20 protein-coding genes are annotated in these 19,182 nt (G+C 73.1%); 13 read left to right on the forward strand and 7 right to left on the reverse strand.

All coding sequences use genetic code 11. The features are described 5' to 3' along the window. The 5 genes from ACH01S_RS32090 to ACH01S_RS46585 form a co-directional block, all read left to right on the forward strand. Nucleotides 1-640: class I SAM-dependent methyltransferase (locus tag ACH01S_RS32090; RefSeq protein WP_067900352.1), on the forward strand; the 640-nt coding region annotated here is incomplete at its 5' end. Beyond that, complete coding sequence (locus tag ACH01S_RS32095; RefSeq protein ID WP_067900356.1) at nucleotides 637-867, forward strand: hypothetical protein; 231 nt, start codon at nucleotides 637-639, stop codon at nucleotides 865-867. The genes ACH01S_RS32090 and ACH01S_RS32095, both read left to right, overlap by 4 nt. Before the next feature lie 95 nt (nucleotides 868-962). Further along, nucleotides 963-1,883, forward strand: a complete 921-nt coding sequence (locus tag ACH01S_RS32100) for an RNA polymerase sigma-70 factor (RefSeq protein WP_067900359.1) — start codon at nucleotides 963-965, stop codon at nucleotides 1,881-1,883. Continuing rightward, nucleotides 1,880-2,584: a nuclear transport factor 2 family protein gene (locus ACH01S_RS43965; RefSeq protein WP_218010473.1), complete on the forward strand. Its 705-nt coding sequence runs from the start codon at nucleotides 1,880-1,882 to the stop codon at nucleotides 2,582-2,584. The genes ACH01S_RS32100 and ACH01S_RS43965 overlap by 4 nt, the downstream gene beginning before the upstream one ends. Nucleotides 2,585-2,995: 411 nt before the next feature. After that, nucleotides 2,996-6,613 (forward strand): CHAT domain-containing protein, encoded by a 3,618-nt coding sequence (locus tag ACH01S_RS46585; protein ID WP_148344218.1) that lies wholly within the window; start codon nucleotides 2,996-2,998, stop codon nucleotides 6,611-6,613. Between the two features lie 10 nt (nucleotides 6,614-6,623). On the opposite strand, the gene ACH01S_RS32115 is transcribed toward ACH01S_RS46585, so the two are convergent. After that, the gene (locus tag ACH01S_RS32115; protein ID WP_067900361.1) at nucleotides 6,624-6,953 is read right to left on the reverse strand and encodes a DUF3140 domain-containing protein; all 330 of its coding nucleotides are present in this window, start codon (nucleotides 6,951-6,953) and stop codon (nucleotides 6,624-6,626) included. 42 nt (nucleotides 6,954-6,995) lie between these two features. Then, nucleotides 6,996-7,397 carry an STAS domain-containing protein gene (locus tag ACH01S_RS32120; RefSeq protein WP_169809395.1) on the reverse strand — a complete coding sequence of 134 codons (402 nt, stop codon included), beginning with the start codon at nucleotides 7,395-7,397 and terminating at the stop codon, nucleotides 6,996-6,998. A 306-nt stretch (nucleotides 7,398-7,703) separates the two neighbouring features. Between ACH01S_RS32120 and ACH01S_RS32125 the strand changes: the two genes are divergently transcribed. Further along, nucleotides 7,704-7,952, forward strand: coding sequence for a hypothetical protein (locus ACH01S_RS32125; RefSeq protein WP_148344216.1), 249 nt, complete (start codon nucleotides 7,704-7,706; stop codon nucleotides 7,950-7,952). Between the two features lie 42 nt (nucleotides 7,953-7,994). On the opposite strand, the gene ACH01S_RS32130 is transcribed toward ACH01S_RS32125, so the two are convergent. The 4 genes from ACH01S_RS32130 to ACH01S_RS32145 all read right to left on the reverse strand — a co-directional run bounded on the left by ACH01S_RS32130 (nucleotide 7,995) and on the right by ACH01S_RS32145 (nucleotide 11,750). Further along, nucleotides 7,995-9,137 carry a sulfotransferase family protein gene (locus ACH01S_RS32130; protein WP_067900367.1) on the reverse strand — a complete coding sequence of 381 codons (1,143 nt, stop codon included), beginning with the start codon at nucleotides 9,135-9,137 and terminating at the stop codon, nucleotides 7,995-7,997. Nucleotides 9,138-9,149: 12 nt separating this feature from the next. After that, nucleotides 9,150-9,935, reverse strand: coding sequence for an SDR family oxidoreductase (locus tag ACH01S_RS32135; RefSeq protein ID WP_067900369.1), 786 nt, complete (start codon nucleotides 9,933-9,935; stop codon nucleotides 9,150-9,152). Further along, nucleotides 9,935-11,152: a hypothetical protein gene (locus tag ACH01S_RS32140; protein ID WP_067900372.1), complete on the reverse strand. Its 1,218-nt coding sequence runs from the start codon at nucleotides 11,150-11,152 to the stop codon at nucleotides 9,935-9,937. Before ACH01S_RS32140 ends, ACH01S_RS32135 begins: the two co-directional genes overlap by 1 nt. 109 nt (nucleotides 11,153-11,261) lie before the next feature. Beyond that, nucleotides 11,262-11,750: a nuclear transport factor 2 family protein gene (locus tag ACH01S_RS32145; protein WP_067900375.1), complete on the reverse strand. Its 489-nt coding sequence runs from the start codon at nucleotides 11,748-11,750 to the stop codon at nucleotides 11,262-11,264. A gap of 223 nt (nucleotides 11,751-11,973) precedes the next feature. On the opposite strand from ACH01S_RS32145, the gene ACH01S_RS32150 reads away from it, so the two are divergent. The 7 genes from ACH01S_RS32150 to ACH01S_RS32180 are packed head-to-tail and all read left to right on the forward strand — an operon-like array spanning nucleotide 11,974 to nucleotide 18,762. Continuing rightward, nucleotides 11,974-12,435 carry a YbaB/EbfC family nucleoid-associated protein gene (locus ACH01S_RS32150; RefSeq protein ID WP_169809396.1) on the forward strand — a complete coding sequence of 154 codons (462 nt, stop codon included), beginning with the start codon at nucleotides 11,974-11,976 and terminating at the stop codon, nucleotides 12,433-12,435. Next, a complete protein-coding gene (locus ACH01S_RS32155; protein WP_067900379.1) occupies nucleotides 12,432-12,758 on the forward strand; it encodes a WXG100 family type VII secretion target in 327 nt (108 codons plus the stop codon). Before ACH01S_RS32150 ends, ACH01S_RS32155 begins: the two co-directional genes overlap by 4 nt. Before the next feature lie 3 nt (nucleotides 12,759-12,761). Further along, on the forward strand, nucleotides 12,762-13,256 hold the full coding sequence (locus tag ACH01S_RS32160; RefSeq protein WP_067900383.1) for a WXG100-like domain-containing protein: 495 nt from the start codon (nucleotides 12,762-12,764) through the stop codon (nucleotides 13,254-13,256). Beyond that, nucleotides 13,249-13,893, forward strand: coding sequence for a nucleic acid/nucleotide deaminase domain-containing protein (locus ACH01S_RS32165; protein ID WP_067900386.1), 645 nt, complete (start codon nucleotides 13,249-13,251; stop codon nucleotides 13,891-13,893). Before ACH01S_RS32160 ends, ACH01S_RS32165 begins: the two co-directional genes overlap by 8 nt. 36 nt (nucleotides 13,894-13,929) lie before the next feature. Beyond that, complete coding sequence (locus ACH01S_RS32170) at nucleotides 13,930-15,840, forward strand: hypothetical protein (protein WP_067900389.1); 1,911 nt, start codon at nucleotides 13,930-13,932, stop codon at nucleotides 15,838-15,840. Next, on the forward strand, nucleotides 15,830-16,672 hold the full coding sequence (locus tag ACH01S_RS32175) for a nucleic acid/nucleotide deaminase domain-containing protein (protein WP_083981386.1): 843 nt from the start codon (nucleotides 15,830-15,832) through the stop codon (nucleotides 16,670-16,672). The genes ACH01S_RS32170 and ACH01S_RS32175 overlap by 11 nt, the downstream gene beginning before the upstream one ends. Continuing rightward, a complete protein-coding gene (locus ACH01S_RS32180) occupies nucleotides 16,669-18,762 on the forward strand; it encodes a hypothetical protein (RefSeq protein ID WP_148344215.1) in 2,094 nt (697 codons plus the stop codon). Before ACH01S_RS32175 ends, ACH01S_RS32180 begins: the two co-directional genes overlap by 4 nt. On the opposite strand, the gene ACH01S_RS32185 is transcribed toward ACH01S_RS32180, so the two are convergent. Then, nucleotides 18,728-19,132, reverse strand: a complete 405-nt coding sequence (locus ACH01S_RS32185; protein ID WP_246236536.1) for a YbaB/EbfC family nucleoid-associated protein — start codon at nucleotides 19,130-19,132, stop codon at nucleotides 18,728-18,730. The genes ACH01S_RS32180 and ACH01S_RS32185 overlap by 35 nt on opposite strands. Between the last annotated feature and the right edge of the window lie 50 nt (nucleotides 19,133-19,182).

The raw sequence follows: 19,182 nt of genomic DNA on the forward strand, positions 1-19,182 counted from the left end.
GTGCGAGCTGGCGCCCGGCACGCGGCTGCTGGACGTCGGCGCGGGCGCGGGCGGCCCGGCCGCCTGGGCGGCGCGGCGGTTCGGCGTCCGGCCGGTCCTGCTGGACCCGAGGCTGGCCGCGTGCCGAGCCGCCGCCTTGATGTTCGGGCTGCCGGTCGTCCTCGCGTCCGGCGACCGGCTCCCGCTCCGCGCCGGGTCGATGGACGCGGCGTGGTGCCTCGGGGTGCTGTGCACGGTCGCGGACAAGGCCGGGCTGCTCCGCGAGGTCCACCGCGTCCTGCGGCCGGGCGCCTCGCTCGGGCTGCTGGTGGTCGTCGCGCGCACCCCGCGGGCGTCGGCCGTCCCGGACGGCAACCTGTTCCCCACCCAGGACGAGCTGGCCGTCCTGCTGGACGACGCCGGGTTCGACCTGGTCGAGCAGATCGACCGGCCCGGCGACGCGCCGCTGTCGTGGTCGCGGCGCGCCGCCCGGGTGGCGGAGGTCGTCGCCACCCGGCACCGTGCCGACCGCGCCTACGCGCTCGCCGCGCGGCAGAGCGAGAGCTTCAACCGCCTTTTCGAGTCAGGGCGGATCTCGATGCAGCTGATCCATGCCGTCCGGCGACGACCCGGCGGCGCGCACACGCGTGGAGGAAAATGAACCCCCCGACCGGCGATAACGGGTTCGAGGCCGAACTCGAAACGGAGATCCAGGCGGAACTGGCGCTGGCCGAGTCCAGCCGTCCGGAGGAGGCGGCGGCACTGCCCGCGTCGGAATGGCTGTTCGACCCGGCCGACGTGGAGGCGGAGGAGATCGAGCTGCGCAACCTCCTCGGCGCGGTCGAGGAACTCGGCGAGTCGCGGCGCGGCGAAACGGAACGCCCCTGACCCGCCCGGCGAAACCGCCCGCGCGCCGCGTTTGCGGCCGGGCGCCGATCTAGCGTGGGTCACCGTCAGACTCGACGCGTTTCTGGAGGCGGAACTTGGACGATGTAAGCCCGGCCGACCTCGACCGGGCGGCGGCCGTCTTCGCCGAGGTGCGGCCGCGCCTGTTCGGCATCGCCTACCGGATGCTCGGCAGCGCCACCGAGGCCGAGGACCTGGTGCAGGACGTGTGGCTGCGCTGGCAGACCGCCGACCGCGCCGCCGTGACCGAGCCGGGCGCGTTCCTCGCGACGGCGACGACGCGGCTCGCGATCAACGTCCTGCAGTCGGCGCGGGTGCGCCGCGAGACCTATGTCGGCCCGTGGCTGCCCGAGCCCGTCGACACCGGCGCGGACCCGCACCTCGGGGCCGAGCGCGGCGAGGCGCTCGAACTCGCCGTGCTGTTCCTGCTGGAGCGGCTCACCCCGAACGAGCGCGCGGCCTACGTGCTGCGGGAGGCGTTCGACTACCCGTATCCGCAGGTCGCGGAGATCGTCCAGGTGAGCGAGGCGGCGGCGCGGCAGCTCGTCAGCCGGGCGCGCAAGCACCTGCGCTCCGAGCGCCGCGCGCCCGTGACGGCCGCCGCGCAGCGCCGGTTGCTGACCGCGTTCGTCGCCGCCGCCCGCGCCGGGGACCTCGCCGCGCTGGAGGAGATCCTCGCCGCCGACGTCGTCAGCTACTCCGACGGCGGCGGGGGCGTGCGCGCGTCCCGTTTCCCCGTGGTCGGCGCGGAACGCGTCGCCAAGTACCACCGGGCGTTCGCGGCGCGCTTCTGGCTCGGGGTGGACGTGGCCTGGGCCGACGTCAACGGCCGGACCGCCGCCCTGTTGCACCGCGACGGGGAGGTGTTCGCCGTCCTCACCGTCGACGCGTCGGAGGAGGGCATCGAGCGGGTGCTGTGGATGATGAACCCCGGCAAACTCACCGCGGCGGGCGGCGGCGCGGGGGCCCGGGGCGGGGGCGGGGGCGGGCGGCCGTGAGCGGCCCGCCGGTCCCGGGCTCGCTGGCCGAGTTGCTGGACGAGCGGCGCCACCTCCTCGACCTCGCCGCCTGGATGCTCGGCCCGGACGCCGCGGACCGGATCGTCCAGGAGACCTACCGGCGCTGGTACGCCCTGGACGACGCCGAACGCGCGCGGATCACCGTCCCCCGCGCCTGGCTGGCGCGCGTCGCGGGCGGCATCTGCCTGGACCTGCTCGCCTCCGGCGCGGGCGAGCCGTCCGTCCCCGCGAACCCGGTTCCCCGGCCCGGGCCCGAGGGCGGCGCGCGCGACCGGGTGAGGCGGTTCCCCCGGGAGGACCCGTCCGATCCGGCGCTGCTCGCGCGGCACGACCATGTCGCGCGACGTTTCGCGGCGGCCTGCGGCAGCGGGGACGCGGCGGCGCTGCGGGCGGTCCTCGCCGCCGACGCGATGGTGGTCAGCGACGGCGGCGGCAAGGTGCGCGCCCCCGTCCACCCGACGCACGGCGCGGACGCGGTCGCCCGTTTCGTCACGACGCTGCTGGCCGGTCAGCCCGGCACCGCAATCACGGTCGAGCCGGTGAACGGGCGCGCCGGGCTCGTGCTGCGCCGGGCCGGGCAGGCGGTCGCGGTGGTCGGCGTCAGCGTCGCCGAGGCCCGCGTCACCGCCGTGTGGATCGTGCTGAACCCGGACAAGCTGCGGCGCTGGCACCGTCCATGACCAGGAAGGACGTCCCGCCGCCGGGGGCGCCGCACTCGCACCGATCCGCACAGCGCCTCCGCGCGACCGGCCGGACGCCCGAGGGTTCGCCACCTGCCTGCACGGCGCGCTCGGCCCCGCGCCGACCTCGTGGTGGGCTGGCCGGAGGCGGGGTGCGAAACGGCCGCCACACTGGTCGCGAAAGCGGCCGAGCCGTGCCCGTATTCGACGACGACGGCCCGGCGGGAATCCCCGCCCCGATCACCCTCGCCGAAAAGTGAGCCTTTTTCAGTGAAGCCGATTCCATGCGGCGTTCCGGGCGGCCCGCGGCGAAATCGATGACGGCCCGAATACAGTTCCTCCGGTGGTCGCGGCGGTGCGGCCGATATCGTGCGTGACTGCTGCCATGTCGGTGACGGGGTTGGAGTTCGGGTGGGGCGGACGGATCGGTTGGCGCGGGTCCGGGACCGGGTGGACCGGTACGACTCCGCCGGGGACGCGGCCGCCGTCCTCGCCCCGGAGGCCGTGGCGGACGCGGTGGACCTGGTCTGCGCGGTCCCGGACGCGACGGCCGACATCGAGGTCGCGCACGCGACCGGCTGGCTGTTCTGGCTGCGCTTCGCCGCACGCGGGCCGGTCGCCGGGGAAGCGGACCTCGACCTCGCGTTGGCCCTGCTCACGCCCGTCCACCGGCTGAGCCCCGAGGGGATCCCGACGCCGCTGCGCGACCTGTTCGGCGACGAGCCGCGGCACGTGCCGGACGGCCCCGGGCTGCTCGCCCGCCTCGGCCGCTCGCTCCGGCGGGAGGCTTCCTCCCCGGACGGCGCGGGCGCCCTCGATCAGGCGATCGTCCTTTTCCGCCGGGGCGTCGTGATCACCGAAACCGGCCATCCCGAATACCGTCGGTGCCGGGCCGATCTGAGCAGTTCCCTGCTGGCCCGTTTCGAGCGGACGGAATCCCCGGCGGATCTGCGGGAGGCGGTCGAATTCGGCCGGGCGGCGGTGGACGCGACCGCGTCCGACGACCCCGACCGGGCGGCTTACCTGTCCAATCTCGGGAATGCGCTGCTGACCCGTTTCGAGCGTTTCGGCGGCGGTCCAGCGGATCTCGACGCCGCGGTGGAGGCCGGGCGCGCGGCGGTCACCGGCCGGCCCGACCATCCGGACCGCGCTGAGATGGCGTCCGTCCTCGACCGCGCGCTCCGGGCGAAGGCCGCCCAGGCCGAGCGCGCCTCGGACCTGGACGAACGGATCGCCTCGCTCCGCGACTCAGTCTCAGCGCCAGTTGGAGACGACGCCCGCCTTTCCGAATTCGGCGGGTTGCTGATGGAACGGTTCCGGCATTCCGGGGCCCCGGCCGACCTGGACGATGCCGTCCAAGCGCACCGGGACGCGGTCGCCGCCGCCGCTCCCGCCCGCGCCGCCGATCACCTGTCGTCGCTGAGCGGCGCCCTGCGGCTCCGGTTCGACCGGACGGGACGGGAGCGGGATCTGCTGGAGGCGGTCGAGACCGGCCGGGCCGGGCTGGCGGCGACTCCCGCCGACCACCCTGACCTGCGCGGACGGCGGTCGCATCTGGCCAGGGCGCTGGCCGCGCCACCCGACGGCGCCCAGGTGGCCGAAGCGGTCGCGCTGGCCCGTGAGGCCGTCGCCGACTGCCCGCCCGACGACCCCGGCCGCGCCTCCTACCTGGCGAACCTGTGCGACGTCCTGCGCCGTTCGTTCGAGTGCGGCGGAGACGCGGCCGACCTCGAAGCGGCGATCGGCGCCGGACACGCGGCGGTGGCCGCCGCCCGGCCCCCGGACCTGCCCGCCCACCTCGGCGATCTCGGCGCCGCGCTGTTGTGCCGGTTCCGCGCCACGGGCGGGCGCCCGGACCTGGACGCCGCGGTCGACGCCTTCCAGCGGGCGGTCCACGCGACGCCGGAGCCGGGCCCCGACCGAGCCGCGAACCTCGCGAAACTCGGCGGCGCCCGCCAGCTCCGCTACGACGCGGCGCGCCGCCGCGAGGACATCGACGCCGCCGTCGCCGCCTGCCGGGAGGCCGTGCGCACCACCCCGTCCGGCCACGCGCACCGCGCGGCCCGCCTGTCCGACCTCGGCGCGGCCCTCCGGACGCGGTTCGCGGCCGCCGACGACCCGGCCGACGCCGACGAGGCGGTCGAGGTCGCGCGGGCCGCGAGCGCGGCCGTCCCGCCCGGCCATCCGCACCGGGCGCGGGTGCTGACCGAGCGCGCGCTCGCGCTCCAGACCCGGTACGACCACACCGGCCACCTCGCGGACCTGGACGAGGCGGTCGATTCCGCCCGGACGGCGGCGGAGGCCCTCGCGCCCGGCCATCCCGACCACGCCGGGTACTCGGTGAACCTGGCGCGGGGCCTCGGCGCCCGGTACGCCCGGCTCGGTGAGAAGACCGACCTGGACGAGGCGCTCGCGGCCTGCCGGGCGGGGGCCGCGGCGGAGCTCGCGCCGCCCCGGATCCGCGCGGCGGCGGCCGCGCTGTGGGGACGGCTCGCCGCGAAGGGCGGCCGGTGGGAGGACGCCGTGTCCGGCTTCACCGCGACGGCCGACCTGCTCGGACGGACCGTCCCGCGGGGCCCCGAGGACCAGGAGATCCCGTCCGACGAGACGACCGGCGGAATCGGGTCGGACGCCGCCGCGTGCTGCGTCCGCGCGGGCCGGGCCGAAGACGCCGTCGAGCTGTTCGAGCGGATTCGCGGCCTGCTGCTCGACCGGACGCTCGGCACCCGCACCGACGACCCCACCGGCAACCCCACCGGCGACCTCGCCGCGCTGACCGAACAGCACCCGGAGATGGCGGGCCGGTTCAGCGCCCTGTGCGCGCGACTCGATCCGGGACCCACCGGTTCGCCTGTTTCGGCGGCGGCGCGGGAGAAGCGCCGGGCCGCCGTCGCCGAACTCGACGGGCTCGTCCGCGCGATCCGGGCGCTGCCGGGGTTCGCGCGTTTCCCGCGCCCGCTCGGAGTGCGCGACCTCGCGCCCGCCGAGGGCCATGCCGTGATCGTCAACGTGTCCGAGTTCCGGTCGCACGCGCTGATCCTCTCCGCGGACGGGCGGGCGTCGGCGGTGCCGCTCCCCGAGCTCACCCCCGGCGTGGTCCGGGCGGAGGCGGGCGCGTTCCTCGACGCGGTGGGCGCGCTGTCCGCGAAGCGGACCTGGGCGGACGGCCAGCGCCGCATGACGCGGACGCTCGAATGGCTGTGGGACGCGGTGGCCGGGCCGGTGCTCCACCACCTCGGGATCATCGGCCCGCCCGGGGAGGACGACCCCTGGCCCAGGCTGTGGTGGTGCCCGTCCGGGTTCATGGCGATCCTTCCGCTGCACGCGGCCGGGTACCACGGCGGGACGTCCGGCGCGACGGTGATCGACCGGGTCGTGTGCTCCACCACGCCGACCCTGCGGGCGCTCGCCGGGCGACCGGATGGGGGCGGAGGCGCCGACCGGGCGGTGGCGGTCGCGATGCCGCGAACGCCGGGAAACCGTCCGGAGCCGCCGGGCGGCGCGGAGGCGGAGGCGTCGCTGCTTCGGCGCCATTTCCCCGGAGAGGTCAGCGTCCTTACCGGAACCGCCGCCACCCGTGCGGCGGTGGTCGCCGCGCTGCCCGGAGCGCGGTGGGCGCATTTCGCCTGCCACGGCCACAGCGGTCTGGCGGACCCGTCCTCAAGCCGTCTGGAGTTGTCCGACCACCACATCCACCCGCTGACCGTGGCGGATCTGATCGGGCTGCGCTTGGACGGCGCGGAACTGGCGTTCCTGTCGGCCTGTTCGACGGCGCGTCCGGGGGCGCGGCTTCCGGACGAGGCCGTTCACCTCGCGTCCGCGGTCCAGCTCGCCGGATACCGGCACGTGATCGGCACTCTCTGGCCGGTCGGCGACCGGCATTCCACCGAAATGGCCGACTTGATCTATACGGCCATTGCCGCGGGCGCCTCCGTCGCCGGGGCCGTGCATGACGCGACCCGCGAAATGCGCGACCGGTGGCCGGACCATCCGTCGATCTGGGCGTCCCACATCCACGTGGGCGCGTGAGGCGGGCCGGTCATCGCAGCGGGTCGTGTCCCCAGTTCATCAGCGAATAGCGCCAGCGGGTGTCGGTGACATCGCCGGACGGGCGCTGCGCCAGATGGCGGTGGACGTAGCCGACGACCTTCCGCATATGCGCGTAGTCCTCTTCGGTCAGGTCCTTCTCTTTGGTCCGCAGCAATTCGACGATCCGGCGGCCCGAGGCGTGGCCGGTCGACTCCCCGCCGCCGTCCTTCTGCCCGACCGACCGCGACTCCGCGGTGTCCAGCCACCGCTCCAGCTCCCCGGCGGTCAGGTTGACGGCCTCGCGGAACTCGGCCGCCGTCGCGTCGTCGCGTTCGCCCATGTCAGACGCGGTACCCGGCGTCCGGCCGGATACTCGGCGAGGTCAGGCGCGGCGGCCCGGGCGGCGCCGGGACGGCCGTACGGCCGGGCACCCCGGGATGATGTGCAGGCGCCGGTGCAGGCCGGAGATGTTCAGGATCCGCAGCACTCGCGACTGCGGACGCCACAGCCGCAATTGGCGTCCGCGGCCCGACATGAGCTGGTGCGCCCACACCATCACCGACAGTCCGGTGGAGTCGGCGAAACTGAGCTCGGAAAGGTCCAGCAGGATCCGGTCCGGGTCGTGCGCGGTGATCACTTCGGAGATGTGCCAACGCAACTCCTCGGCGGTGGCGATGTCGAGTTCGCCGTGCAGGTGCAATTCCGTCGTGGAACCGTCCCGGCGGACGGTAATGGCCAGCATGAGCGGGCCGGACGCGTGGTCCGGCTGGTCCGGAGAGGTCACAAAGCGCCTCCACGGGGGTGGGTCGGGATCTCCCGGACAGGGCCGCGCACTGCCGCGAGCCTGTCCGCGGAGTCGGTTGACCGCCGAAACGGCGTCCAACACGCGGGTGGCCATCTGGTGGCCGATGATCAACCGTCCTCACCACCTTCACCCGGCCGTCCACCCGGTTCGACCGCGTATCGGTCCGCCGTACGCAAAATTCCCGCCAGGACGGCTTGTGCGCCCGGACGGCGGGTAGGCAGCCGACCGATCAAAGGGGGAAACGTGATCAAGACATTGCATCGGCGGGGGGTGCGCTCCGGCCTCATGTACAAGGCCGGGATCGCCTCGATCGGGCTCTCTTTCGCCTCTTGGGCGGCGTCCAGCCTGTTCGAGACCGCCGGACTGGACCGCGCCGACCGCTGGGGCATCTTCGTCGGCGAATGGGCCCCGACGTTCTTCGCGATGGGCATCGCGCTGCAACTGGAGGAGATGCGCGACACGAGCACGCACGGCCGCCACCGCGAAACGGCCGAAACCGAACACCACTACGCCGCCGGTTCAGCCGTCATGTGACCGGAGGCGCCCACGCGGGCGTCCTTCCGCCGCGCGGCGGCGTCAGTATCCGGGAAAGCGCTCGTCGATCTGCTCGGGCGTCAGGCCGAAGTCCGAGAGCGAGTACCGGTGCGCCGGTCTCGCGGCGCCCGCCGAGCTTTCACCGTGCAGTTCCGTCATCACCTTTCTCGCCGCGTCCGTGAACGGCAGCCCGAAACGGCGGTAGACGCCCTCCACCGTCCCGATCGGGTCGCGGACGAAGTCGTCGTAGTGGACGTCCGCGAACCGCGCCGGGTCGTGCCTCTCCCGCTCCGCGCGGAACAGGTCGAGCCCGCGCGCCCACAGGTCGAGCTGGTCGCGTCCGATCGTCGCGCCGGTGAACACGTCCGACCATCCGGCGGTCGCGTGCGCGGCGAGGCTGCACATCGACGCCATCGCCGTGCGCGGCGCCCGGTGCGTCTGGACGACCAGCGCGTCCGGATACACCTCAAGCAGCGCGTCCAGGGCGAACAAATGGCTGGGATTCTTCAGCACCCAGCGCCGCCCCCGGTCGTTCAGCCCGATGAGTTGCAGATTGCGGCGGTGCCTGCGGTAGGCGGGCGCCCAGTCCTGCCCGGCGAGCCAGGACGAATAGCCCGGCAGATGCGCGAGGCATTCGAACGAGACCGACAGCATGCTCTGCCGCAGCAGTTGCCAGCATTCCTCGACCGTGTCCGCCGAGATGTAGTGGACGCCCATGAACTCCGGGTTCTCGACGTGGTGCCGCCGATATCCGGCGTCGATCGCCTGGAAGACCGGGTCCTCCGCCCAGGTTTCGCGCGGCGGCCGCGGCCGCGGGACCTCCGCCAGCCACAGGTCGAGGCCCTGGTGGGCGGGGTCGGCGGTGAGCAGCCGGTGCAGCGCGGTCGTCCCGGTGCGCGGCAGCCCGGTCACGAAGATCGGTCGCTCGACCGGGACGTCGGAATGCTCGGGAAAGCGCCGCCACGCCGCCTCCGAGAACTGCCGGGCCGTCAGCGCGCCGCGCAGCATCGCCCGCTGCGCCCTGTTCCCGAGCGGGGTGAGCCCGGCGTCCCTCTCATAGGATTCCAGCAGGATTCTCAACCCGTCGAGATAGGCGTCGTCGCCGAAGTCGTCCAGCCCGGTGATCCTGCGGGCCGAGGCGTGCAGGTCCTCGACCGTCCCGACGTTCTCGCGTCCCGCGCTCATCGGTGCGCCCTTCTAGTGGTGCCATTCGCCGGAATTGACGTCCAGGCATTGCCCGGTGATCGCGCGGGCCAGCGGGGACAGCATGAACACCACGGCGTCGGCGACCTCGTCCGGTTCGGGCAGCCTGCGCAGGTCGGTGGTCGCGGCGTTCTCGTCGTACACCTGCTGGGCCGTGACGCCGCGCTTCTTCGCGAGATGGTCGAAGTACCACTTGAGGTTGTCGGCCCAGATGTAGCCCGGCGCGATCGTGTTCACGCGGACGCCGCGCGGGCCCAGTTCCGTCGACAGGTTCTGCGCCATCGCGAGCAGCGCCGCCTTGGCCATCTTGTACGCGCCGAACGTCCGCCGGGAATGGCGCAGCACCGCCGAGTTCACCATCACGACCGAACCGCCGCACGCTTCCAGGGCGGGGACGAAAAGCCTTGTCAGCCGCAATGCCGCCAGCACGTTCGTCTCGAAACCCGCCCGCACCGCGTCAATGTCGACCGTTGTGAGGTCCTTGAGCGGAGGCGTCGCGAAGGCGTTGTTGACGAGGCCGTCCACGCGCCCGCACGATTCCAGCGCGGTGGCCGCCAGCCGTTCGCAGGCCGCCGCATCCGTGATGTCGGTCGGGACCGTCACCGCGCGTTGCCCCAGTTTCTCGACCTCTCCTGCCACCTCATCGAGCCGTTTCTCATTGCGCGCGGCGAGCACGACGTCCGCCCCGGCCTTCGCGCACCGCACGGCCAGCCCGCGCCCGAGTCCCGGCCCGACGCCGGAGACGACCACGACCTTTCCGGCCAGCAGCCCGGCGCCCATCAGCCGAGCATCCTGCGCGCGACCGCGACCTGCCGGGCCGCGATCCGGTCCGCCCATTCCGCCCGGGTGACCCGTTGCCGATCATGGAACGGGAGGCGGCTCGGCAGCGCGTCGAACGGCATCACCTCGGCGGTCGGGCCGTCCGCCGGGGTGAGGTCGCGGGTCAGGCGCTGCCAGCGGAACTGCAGGTAGCCGCGCCGGTGCCCGGTGCGCTCCACCCAGTTGGCGAGGCCGGGGTCGCGCTCGCTGACGATGTAGCGGATCATGCCGTCCTCGTCCACCCGGGCCTGGTCGGCGGTGAGGCTCGTCTGGTGGTTGATGTAGTCGAGCGAGACGTACCACATGCTGCCGAGCTGGAAGCCCTGGTACGGCGCGACCGCGCGGTCGGCGGCCGGGGCCGTGATCACCATGACCTCGTCGTCGTCCAGGTCGTAGTGGCCGACCGAGGAGAACTGCGTCGAAAGGCCGCCGGGCGTCGGCCGCGGCTCGGTCAGCGTGTTCACCGGCAATCGCAGATAATGCCATTCGGGAAAGGCGAGGAAAGTGCGGATCCTGGCGAGCAGCATCTTCCCGGCCACCGCGTACCGCCGCGCCATCCGGTCGGCCGGGACGGGCGGCGGCGACGTCCCGAGCGTGTCGGCGCGGTGGATGCGGATCTCACCGGGACGCTCCCTCGCCCAGTCGCTGAACACCTCCCGCACGATCAGCATCGCCGACCCGGGCGCGAGTGCGACGTACCCCGGGCCCGCGCCGGGTTTCGGCGGGCCGAAACGGAGCTGGAACGTCCCGTCGGCGGCGATGTCCAGTTCGCGGTCGTCGAACGCGGTGAGGCTGTCCGGCGACCGGGCGGGCGAGTAGTCGCCGTTCATCACCTGGAAGCTCAGGTCGGCGGTGGTGCCGCGGCGCCCGGTGACGACGTATTCGGCGTCGTCCCGGATGTAGGCGTGGAAATAGAGCGTGTCCGGATTATCGAGCCCGAGTTTCGTGTACGGGCCGGTCGAGGACGCGAAATACGGATGGTCGCGCTGGTAGGCGCCCACCATGTGCAGCGAGGCCTTGATGCTTCCGGCCAGGTAATCCAGCCCTTCGGCGAGATCCTGGTCGGTCTTGACGTGCGGCGCGCCGCGGATGATCCGCTCGGCCTCGACGATCGCGTCGGCGAACGTCCGGGTGACATCGCCGTCACCCGCAGGGCTTGGTGCTGGGTCGTTGGCCACCGGGCTCCCCTGGAATCGCGGCGCCGGACCGCGCGGTGCGCCGGTCGCGGCCGAGTCACTGCGCGGGACGCTAGAACTCGTTCTAGGACGGGTCAAGCCGCCGTCCCGGTCACCGGGAGCCCCCTCCGGACGCGCGGTCGCCGGTCGTCGTGAAGGCCAGGCTCGGCACGTCGTCCAGCGACACCGTGTACTCGTACGTGCGGCGGTGCCCGGTCCGCGCGACGCGCCAGCGGCCGTCCGCGCCGCGCCGGTACTCGTCGCGGTAGAACGCGGCGCCCCGGATGAGCAGGCGACTCTCCGGGATGATGATCGTGTCGTCCAGGGACCAGACGCCGGTGGCACGGTCGCCGTCCACGTCGATCTCCGGGCAGCCGGCGGTGTGCGCGGAGATCATCCCGGGGCCGAGGTTGGCGCGCATGTAGCCGATGATGGCGTCGCGCCCCTCCAGCGTGAGGGTCCGGCCGAGCACCGGGGTGTCGTACTCGGCGACGGCGTCGCCCGTGAAGACCTCGGCGAACTCGTCCCACAGCTTCAGGTCGACGCAGCGCAGGTAGCGGTGCTTCAGGCGGCGGATCTCTTCCAGCGCGATCAGGTCCATGCGCCCCAGCCTGACGCGTCCCGGCCGCCGAGACAAGAACAGGTTCTAGCTTGGCGCGGGGCGGATCCCGCCGTTCCGGCACGAGTGATCATTATCACCGGCCCGATACGGCAAACTTCGCCATTCCCGCAGTTCAGACGCCTTTCCCGACGCTCGCCACATTCGGTCCGATTGATTATGATCCCCCAGATGACCTAAAAGCGGGAGGCTCTCGATGGCGGGGATGGCTGGGAGTGAGCTGGAACATCTGCTCAACCTCACGCGGGCCGTACTGGGAACCGAGGCGCCGGGAACCAACGCGCCGGGAACCAGCGCAACGGGAACCGAACCGCAAAGCGCCGGAAAGCAGGACCGGCCGGGCGGTCCGAAGGCCGAGGGGCGCGGCGAGGCGGCCGAGGGCCTGATCCGCGCGACGGTCTCGGCGGACGGGGAGATCACGTCCATCGACCTCGCCCCGCGCGCGATGCGGATGTCGTCGGAGGAGATCGGCGAGCACGTCGCCGCCGCCGTCAACGCCGCCTTCCGCGACCTGCGGGCGGGCCCCGCCGCGCCGCCGGACGTCGCCGCGACCGAGCGGCTCGCCGCCCAGGCCCGCGAACTGCAGGACATGAGCATGCGTCAGATGCGGCAGACGGCGCAGTCGATCTCGGATCTGATGGCTCAGTTGCACGGAGGGCGGCGATGACCGAGAGTTTCCAGGTTTCACCCGACCAGATCACCGCGTCCGCCGAACGGCTCAAGCAGGTGGCGGACGAGTTCTCCCAGCAGGTGTCGCAGTTCCAGTCGGAGATCACCGGATTCGGCGAGCCATGGGGCGGCGACGACATGGGAATGCTCATCGGAATCGCGCACGCCGCGTGCTTCGAGGCCGCGATGAAATGCTTCCAGGAGAATTCCGAGGAACTCGGCGAGCGCGCGGAGGCGCTGAAGGCGGTCGCGAAGAACTACACCAAGATGGAAGAGTCCAACGTCCAGAGCGTCAATTCCGTCGCCAAGGCACTGGGGTGATCGATGGGCCTGCAACTGCCCGGTGAGCTCATCAGCCTCCTCGGGATGCTCGGCTTCTCCTGGCCGGAGGCCGACGAGACGAAGCTGATGGAGATGGGCGGCAAGTGGATCTCCTTCGGCGGGACGCTCCAATCCACGTCCGCCAATGCCGACCAGGTCGCGCAGGGCGTCTGGACGTCCAACAAAGGCGAGGACTTCGAGGCCTTCCAGAAGGACTGGACGGACGAGGAGGCCGCGTCCGCGAACATCCGCGGCGCCGGAACCGACTGCATGCTCGTCGGCGCCGGACTCCTCATCGCGGGCGTCGTGGTGCTGGCCTTGAAGATCAATGTGATCGTCCAGCTCATCATCCTCGCCATCCAGATAGCGCAGGCCATCGCGACCGCCGTCGCCACCTTCGGCGCGTCCCTGGCCGAGATCCCGATCTTCAAGATGATCAGCCAGGCGATCATCGACCAGCTCCTCAACATGGCGGTGGAGGCGCTGCTCAATGGCTAAGCACAAGGGCGGCGGCCACAAGGCGGGCGGCAAGCCCGGCGGCAAACCGGGAGGCAAGCCGGGCGCGGCCGGGGCGAAGGTCATCTCCAAGGTCCTCTCGGAGACCCGCACCTTCCACAGCCGCAGCGGAAAGACCCGCGAATACGAGCTCATCCACCCGAACAAGGCGCGCGAGGGCGAGCTTTCCAAGAAATACCACATGAAAGACCGGAAGCCCGGCGAGCAGGGCAAGACCGGTCCCAATGTGCGGACCCGCAAGGTCGACCGCGACAGCAACGACCTCGCCCGCGCGGTGGACGACGCCCGCAAGGCCACCGGCGACAAGTCGGGACGCAACTTCGCCGCCTTCCGCTACATCGACAAGAACGGCGAAGAGCGCATCATGGTCGCGCGCAGCGACGGCCGGCACTCGGAGAAGCGCGCCGGGATGGAGATCCTCGAACGCGGCGGAAAGCTCAAAGAGGTCTATACCGAGCGGCAGCCGTGCGACATCCCGGGGGCGTGGTGCGAGGAATGGATACCCAGATACTTCAAGAACAAGGTCGACGTGACCTACAGCTATCCTTATGACAATGACATACCTGGTTCCAAGTCCGCCGCGAACTCGGCCGTCAAGAGACATGCCGGAAAACTCTGACCGCCGCGGGGCCATGGCCGGAAGGGCGGAGCGGCCATGAACGGGCGGTTCGGCGACGTCGCCGACTGGGCCGGGCTCGTCCACGCCTACGGCCCCGCCGCCGACCTGCCCGGCACGCTGGAGCGCGTCGCGTCCGACGACGCGGCGGTCGTCGAGCGCGCCCTCTACGACCTGTCCGGGAGCATCTACCACCAGGGGTGGGTGTATCCGGCGACCGTTCCGGCGGTCGGCGTCCTGTACGAGCTGGTGTCCGACCCGGGCACGCACCACCGCCCGGAGATCCTCCGGCTGCTCTCCGACATCGCGGGCGCCGGCTGGGAGCTCGAAGAGCACGACGCGGACGAATACGACGAACCCGACCTCGCGACGGTGCTGGCCTGGGCGCGGGACGCGCGGGCCGCCGTCGAGGAGGGCGTCCCGACGCTGACGAGCCTGCTGGACGACGGCGACCCCGCCGTCCGCGCCGCCGCGCCCGTCGTCCTCGCCGACTTCCCGGACCATGATCCCGATCTCGTCCCGCGCCTGCAGTCGGCCGCCGTCGCGGAGGACGACGCGGGCGCCGCCGCCAGCATGGTCCTCGCCGTCGGCGACATGTGCTGCGAACGCGCCGAACGCCCGCTCGGCTGGCTGCGCGAGCGCGGCGCCGACCGGCGGCGCGAGGTGCGCGCCGCCGCCGCCGTCGCCCTGCTCTGGTGCGAGGTGGACGACCTCGGCGACGACCTGCTCCACGCCGTCTCGGAGGAGATCCAGGCGCCGGAGTCGGCGCTCGACGACCAGCTCTGGGTGCTCGACGGCGGCCGCGTCGGCTTCTTCACCTCGGCGCTCGACCTGCATCCCGGGGCGCAGATCGGCCTCGCGCGCGACGCGCTCGCCGTCCCCGGGACGGCGTCCGTCCACCGCGCGGGCCAGGTCATGCGCGCGTGGCGGGCCGGTCCGGCGGAGCTGCTCCCCGCCCTCGCCGGGCTCCTCGGCAACGACGACGAGGAGGTCGTCAAGGACGCCGTCTGGGAAATCAAGCAGGGCGGACCGGACATCGCGCTCGTCGCCGACGCGCTCGTCCCGCTGCTCGGCCACCCGCACGACCTGATCGCGGGCAGCGCCCTGGAGGCGCTCGGCCGCGTCGGCGACCCGCGCTGCGTCGCCGCCCTCGCCGCCGACCTCGCCGAACCGCGCCTGTCGTTCCACCCGTCCGCCGCGCTCGGCGGGATGAGCGCGCACGCCGACGTGCTGCTCGATTCCGTCCGGGAATTCCTAGGCGACCCCAAGAAGGGCACCGGGTTCGCGGGCAATTATCTGAACAGCGTCCTGGCGGGGCTCGCCGCGTGGGGCGACCGCGCGCTGCCGCTGCTGCCCGACTTGATCTCCCTGCTGGAGCGGCGCAAGGGCGTCCCGTTCGCCGCGCGCGCGCTGGCCGCGCTCGGGCCGTCCGCCGCGGACGCGGTGCCCGTCCTGCGCCGCTATCTCGGACGCAAGCACGGCCCGCAGAACAGCGAGAACGCCGCCTGGGCGATCTGGCGCATCACGGGCGACGGCGAGGAGCCGCTGCGCTTCCTGTCCGGAACGCTCCGCGACGGCCCCGACGACGAGGACGCCGAGCGCCTCTTCGACCTCGGCCCCGCCGCCGCGCCCGCCCTGCCCCTGCTGGACGAGACCACGCCCGCGGGCGCCGCCATCGTCCAGCACGCAACGGGCGAAACAGGCCGGACGCTCCCCCACCTGGTCGACGCGGTGGCCGCGACCCCGACCGGGATGCTCGCCGTCCGCTGCCTCGGCGCCATCGGCGCGGACGCGGCGGCGGCCGTCCCCGACATCCGCGAGATCGCCGAGAGCCCGCACGTGCTGGCGGACGGCCCGAGCACCGAGGTCGTCGCCACCGACCGCGCCTACCAGGCCATCGCCGCCGACGCCCTGGCCCGCATCACCGGAAAGGCCGCCTATGAGCGGTGAATTGCTCGCGCATTTCGGCCCGCGGGGACTGCGGCGCTTTCCCGGCGAGGAACTGCCGGGCCCGCTGCCGTCCGGCGCGGCCGGGGCGCTCGCCGATCCGGGCCTGCCGCTCCAGGTCGGCCCGTATTTCACCGCGTCGACGGGCGAGCCGCTCGCACTCGGCGAATACGCCGCCTCCGTCGGCCATCCCGACCCGCCGCCCGACATCGCGGAACTGTGCCGCCTCGGCACCGACCAGGGCGCGGAGATCTGCGTGACGGACGCAGGCGACGTCCAAGCCGTGTTCGTGGCCGCCGACGCGCCGCCGATGACCGTCAACGGCGACGTGCCCCGGTTCGCCGCGTGCCTGCTGGCCCTCGACCGCTACCTCCCGCTGCTCGGATCGCCCGGTGACAGGGACCCCGTCGAGTTCTTCCGCGAACTCCGCGCCGCGCTGCTGCGCATAGACGAACCCGCGCTGGAGGACGACGAGGCATGGTGGCCGCGCGTCCTCGAACAGATCCGGCACGCGCTGAGCTACCCTTTCGCCGCCGCCGTCGAATACCAGGACGCGTCCGGCGGAAAGCACGTCGAGACGGAAGAGGCGCGCGTGGGACTGCCGCATCCCGAGCGGCTGCTCTGGGAAAGGCTCGACGCCAAGGGCATCACCCCAAAGCAGGTCACCCGCGTTTACACGGAGCTGGAACCGTGCTTTCTTCCCGGTAATTACTGCCGAATGCGGCTCGCCCGGTACGCGAACGCCGAATTCACCTACAGCTTCGACTACGGCGCGACGGCGGACGAGCGCGAGCGCGGTTTCCTCGAACTCATGCGGCAGGCGGCCCAGGGATGAACACACCGGTCGAGATGAGCCAGGCGCCGTCCATCGGCGCGGGCCGGGCCCCGGCGGCACGGGCCGTCCGCGGCTGGCTCACGGACGTCCTGCGCCCGCGGCTCTGCGTCATCACCGGCGCGCCCGGCAGCGGAAAGAGCCACCTCACGGCGTGGGCCGCGCTCGCCGACACGGGTCCGGTGCGGGCCGTCCACGCCATGCTGAGCGCGCGCGGCATGACCCCGCACGGGCTGGCGTGGGCGCTGGCTGAGCAGTTGTCGGTGCCCGGACGGTCACCGGAGACGGTCGTCGCGAACATCGCGGCGGACCGCCGTCCCGCCACGATCGTGATCAGCGAGCTGGACGAGTCGGGCCCCGCCTGCGACGGCGCCGCCGCCACCGCGATCGTCACCGAACTCCTCGACCCGCTGCTGGACGCCCAGCACGTCAGGCTCCTGACCGAGGGGCGCGCCGAGTCGCTCGCCGCGTTCACGGTGCCCGCCGAGGTCGTCCACCTCGACGACCCCGCGATGACCGACAGGGCGGCGTTCACGGCGTGGCTGCGCGCGAACGGCCGCGAAACAGCGGCCGCCGAGGCGCTGTTCCCCAACGTGGGCCTCGCCGAACTGGCGCTCGTGGCCGGCGTGTCGGAGAACGTCCCGGAACAGTGGCTGGCGCGGGTGCCGCCCGACGCCGTCCCGGCGATCCAGGTGCTGGCGTCCGCGTACGGGCTGGTAGAGGGCGCCCGGTGGACGGCGCTCACCGCCGCGCTGACCGGCGACCTCCGGCGCGCCCAGGCGTCCGTCGAGCTGGCCGCGCCGCTGGTCACCCGCGTCGACGACGGCTTCCAGATCGCGTTGCGGCCGTTGCGCGAGGCGGTCCTGCGCACCCGGACGCCGCAGCTCGGCCCGCAGATCGAGCACGCGCTCGGCAGCGCCCTCTACGAGCAGGTGCCGAAGGACGCCGGCGGCGTCCCGCAGTGGGCGCGCAGCGACCCGTACACGACCACGCACCTGCTCCGGCACGCCGCCGCGACCGGCGTCGCGGAACTCCTGGTCGAGGACGCGGGGCAGCTCGTCCACGCCGATCCGCGGGCGGCGACGGCCGTTCTCGAAACACTGGAAACACCGCTCTGGCCGACGTGGCGCGCGGTCGGGCGCGGGCTCATGGCGTCGTCCGACCCGTCCGAACGCGCGTCGCTGCTGACCCTCTCCGCCCGCCTCAGCGGTGACGATTCCCTGGCCGCACGGTTCGCCCCCTATGCCTCCTGGCACCCCGGCTGGTGCAACGTCGGCGGCGACACCTGGACCGGGCCCGTCTCCGCCCTCGCCCACCGCGACGGCGCCCTGCTCGTCGCCACCGCCGACGGCGCCCTCCACGTCCTCGACGCCTCCACCGGCGCCCCCGTCGGCCGGATCACCGGCGGCACACCGGACATCTGGGGCCTCATCTGGCTCTCGGACGGCAGCGTCCTGCACCTGGACGCGCACCGCACCGTCCGCGCGTCCGCCGTCACGAAGTCGGAGAGCCGCGCCGACCGCCTCAGCGGCCTGCTCAACGACGCGGGCCCGGTGACGGCGGGCACCGTCCGCGACACCCTCAAGTCCTGGACGGGCCTGACCGCTTTGGGCGCGTCCGCCGACCTGAGCCATTTCATCGCCGGAGACACCTCGGGCCAGGTGCACGTGTGGCCCGCGAACGCTCCGCAACAAGTCCGGTCTCACCAACTCCACCAGGGCCCGGTGACCGCCGTCGCGGGCGTGCACGGCCGCAGCGGACGGCTCAGCGTGCTCAGCGGCGGCGCCGACGGAACCGTCCGCCTCTGGCCGGTCGCCGAGGCCCCGATCGACGAGCCGATGCTCCGCCGCAACACCGGCGTCACCGCCGCGGCCTTCGCGGTGCTGCCGTCCGGCCCGGTCGCCGCCGTCGCCTGGACGGACGGCCACCTCCGCGTCTGGGACCTCCTCGACGGCGAAGAGCAGGTCATCGACCCGGGCCTGACCGTCAACGCGCTGGCCCTCACGCCGGCGGGCCTGCTCGCCGTCGCGGGCCCGCACGGCACCGCGACCCTGCGGATCAGCCGCCCCGGATCTTCCCCAGCACCTCGTTGATCGCCGTGTTGAACTCGTTGAGCTGACGCAGCCCCTCGGTCTGGATCTCGTCGACCCGCCGGGCGAGCGCCCCGGCGTCCACCGTGTCGCCCGCCGCGTCCGCCAGCTTGCCGCGCAGGTCCTTCAGCGCCGCGTTCGCCGCCGCCGTCAGATGCCCGCCGAGCTCCTCCGGCGACAGCCGCATGGCACGCGGATTGATCTCGACGTTCGTGAGCCGTCCGCCCGACACCGCGGTCACCTTGACCCGCCCCTCGGCCGCCTCGCCGACCCCTTCGACGGGCTCGCCCTCGTCCGCCGGTCCGCCGCGCCGCATCGACTCCAGCGTCCTGCGCGCCTGCGCCAGCACGCGCTCGAACTCGTCCGGCTCCACCACGCCCGCCTTTCACGATCGACCCACAGGAGCCTAACGCCCACGTCCGA

Source organism: Actinomadura chibensis NBRC 106107 (genome assembly GCF_001552135.1).
In the GTDB taxonomy this organism is placed as follows: Bacteria; Actinomycetota; Actinomycetes; order Streptosporangiales; family Streptosporangiaceae; genus Spirillospora; species Spirillospora chibensis.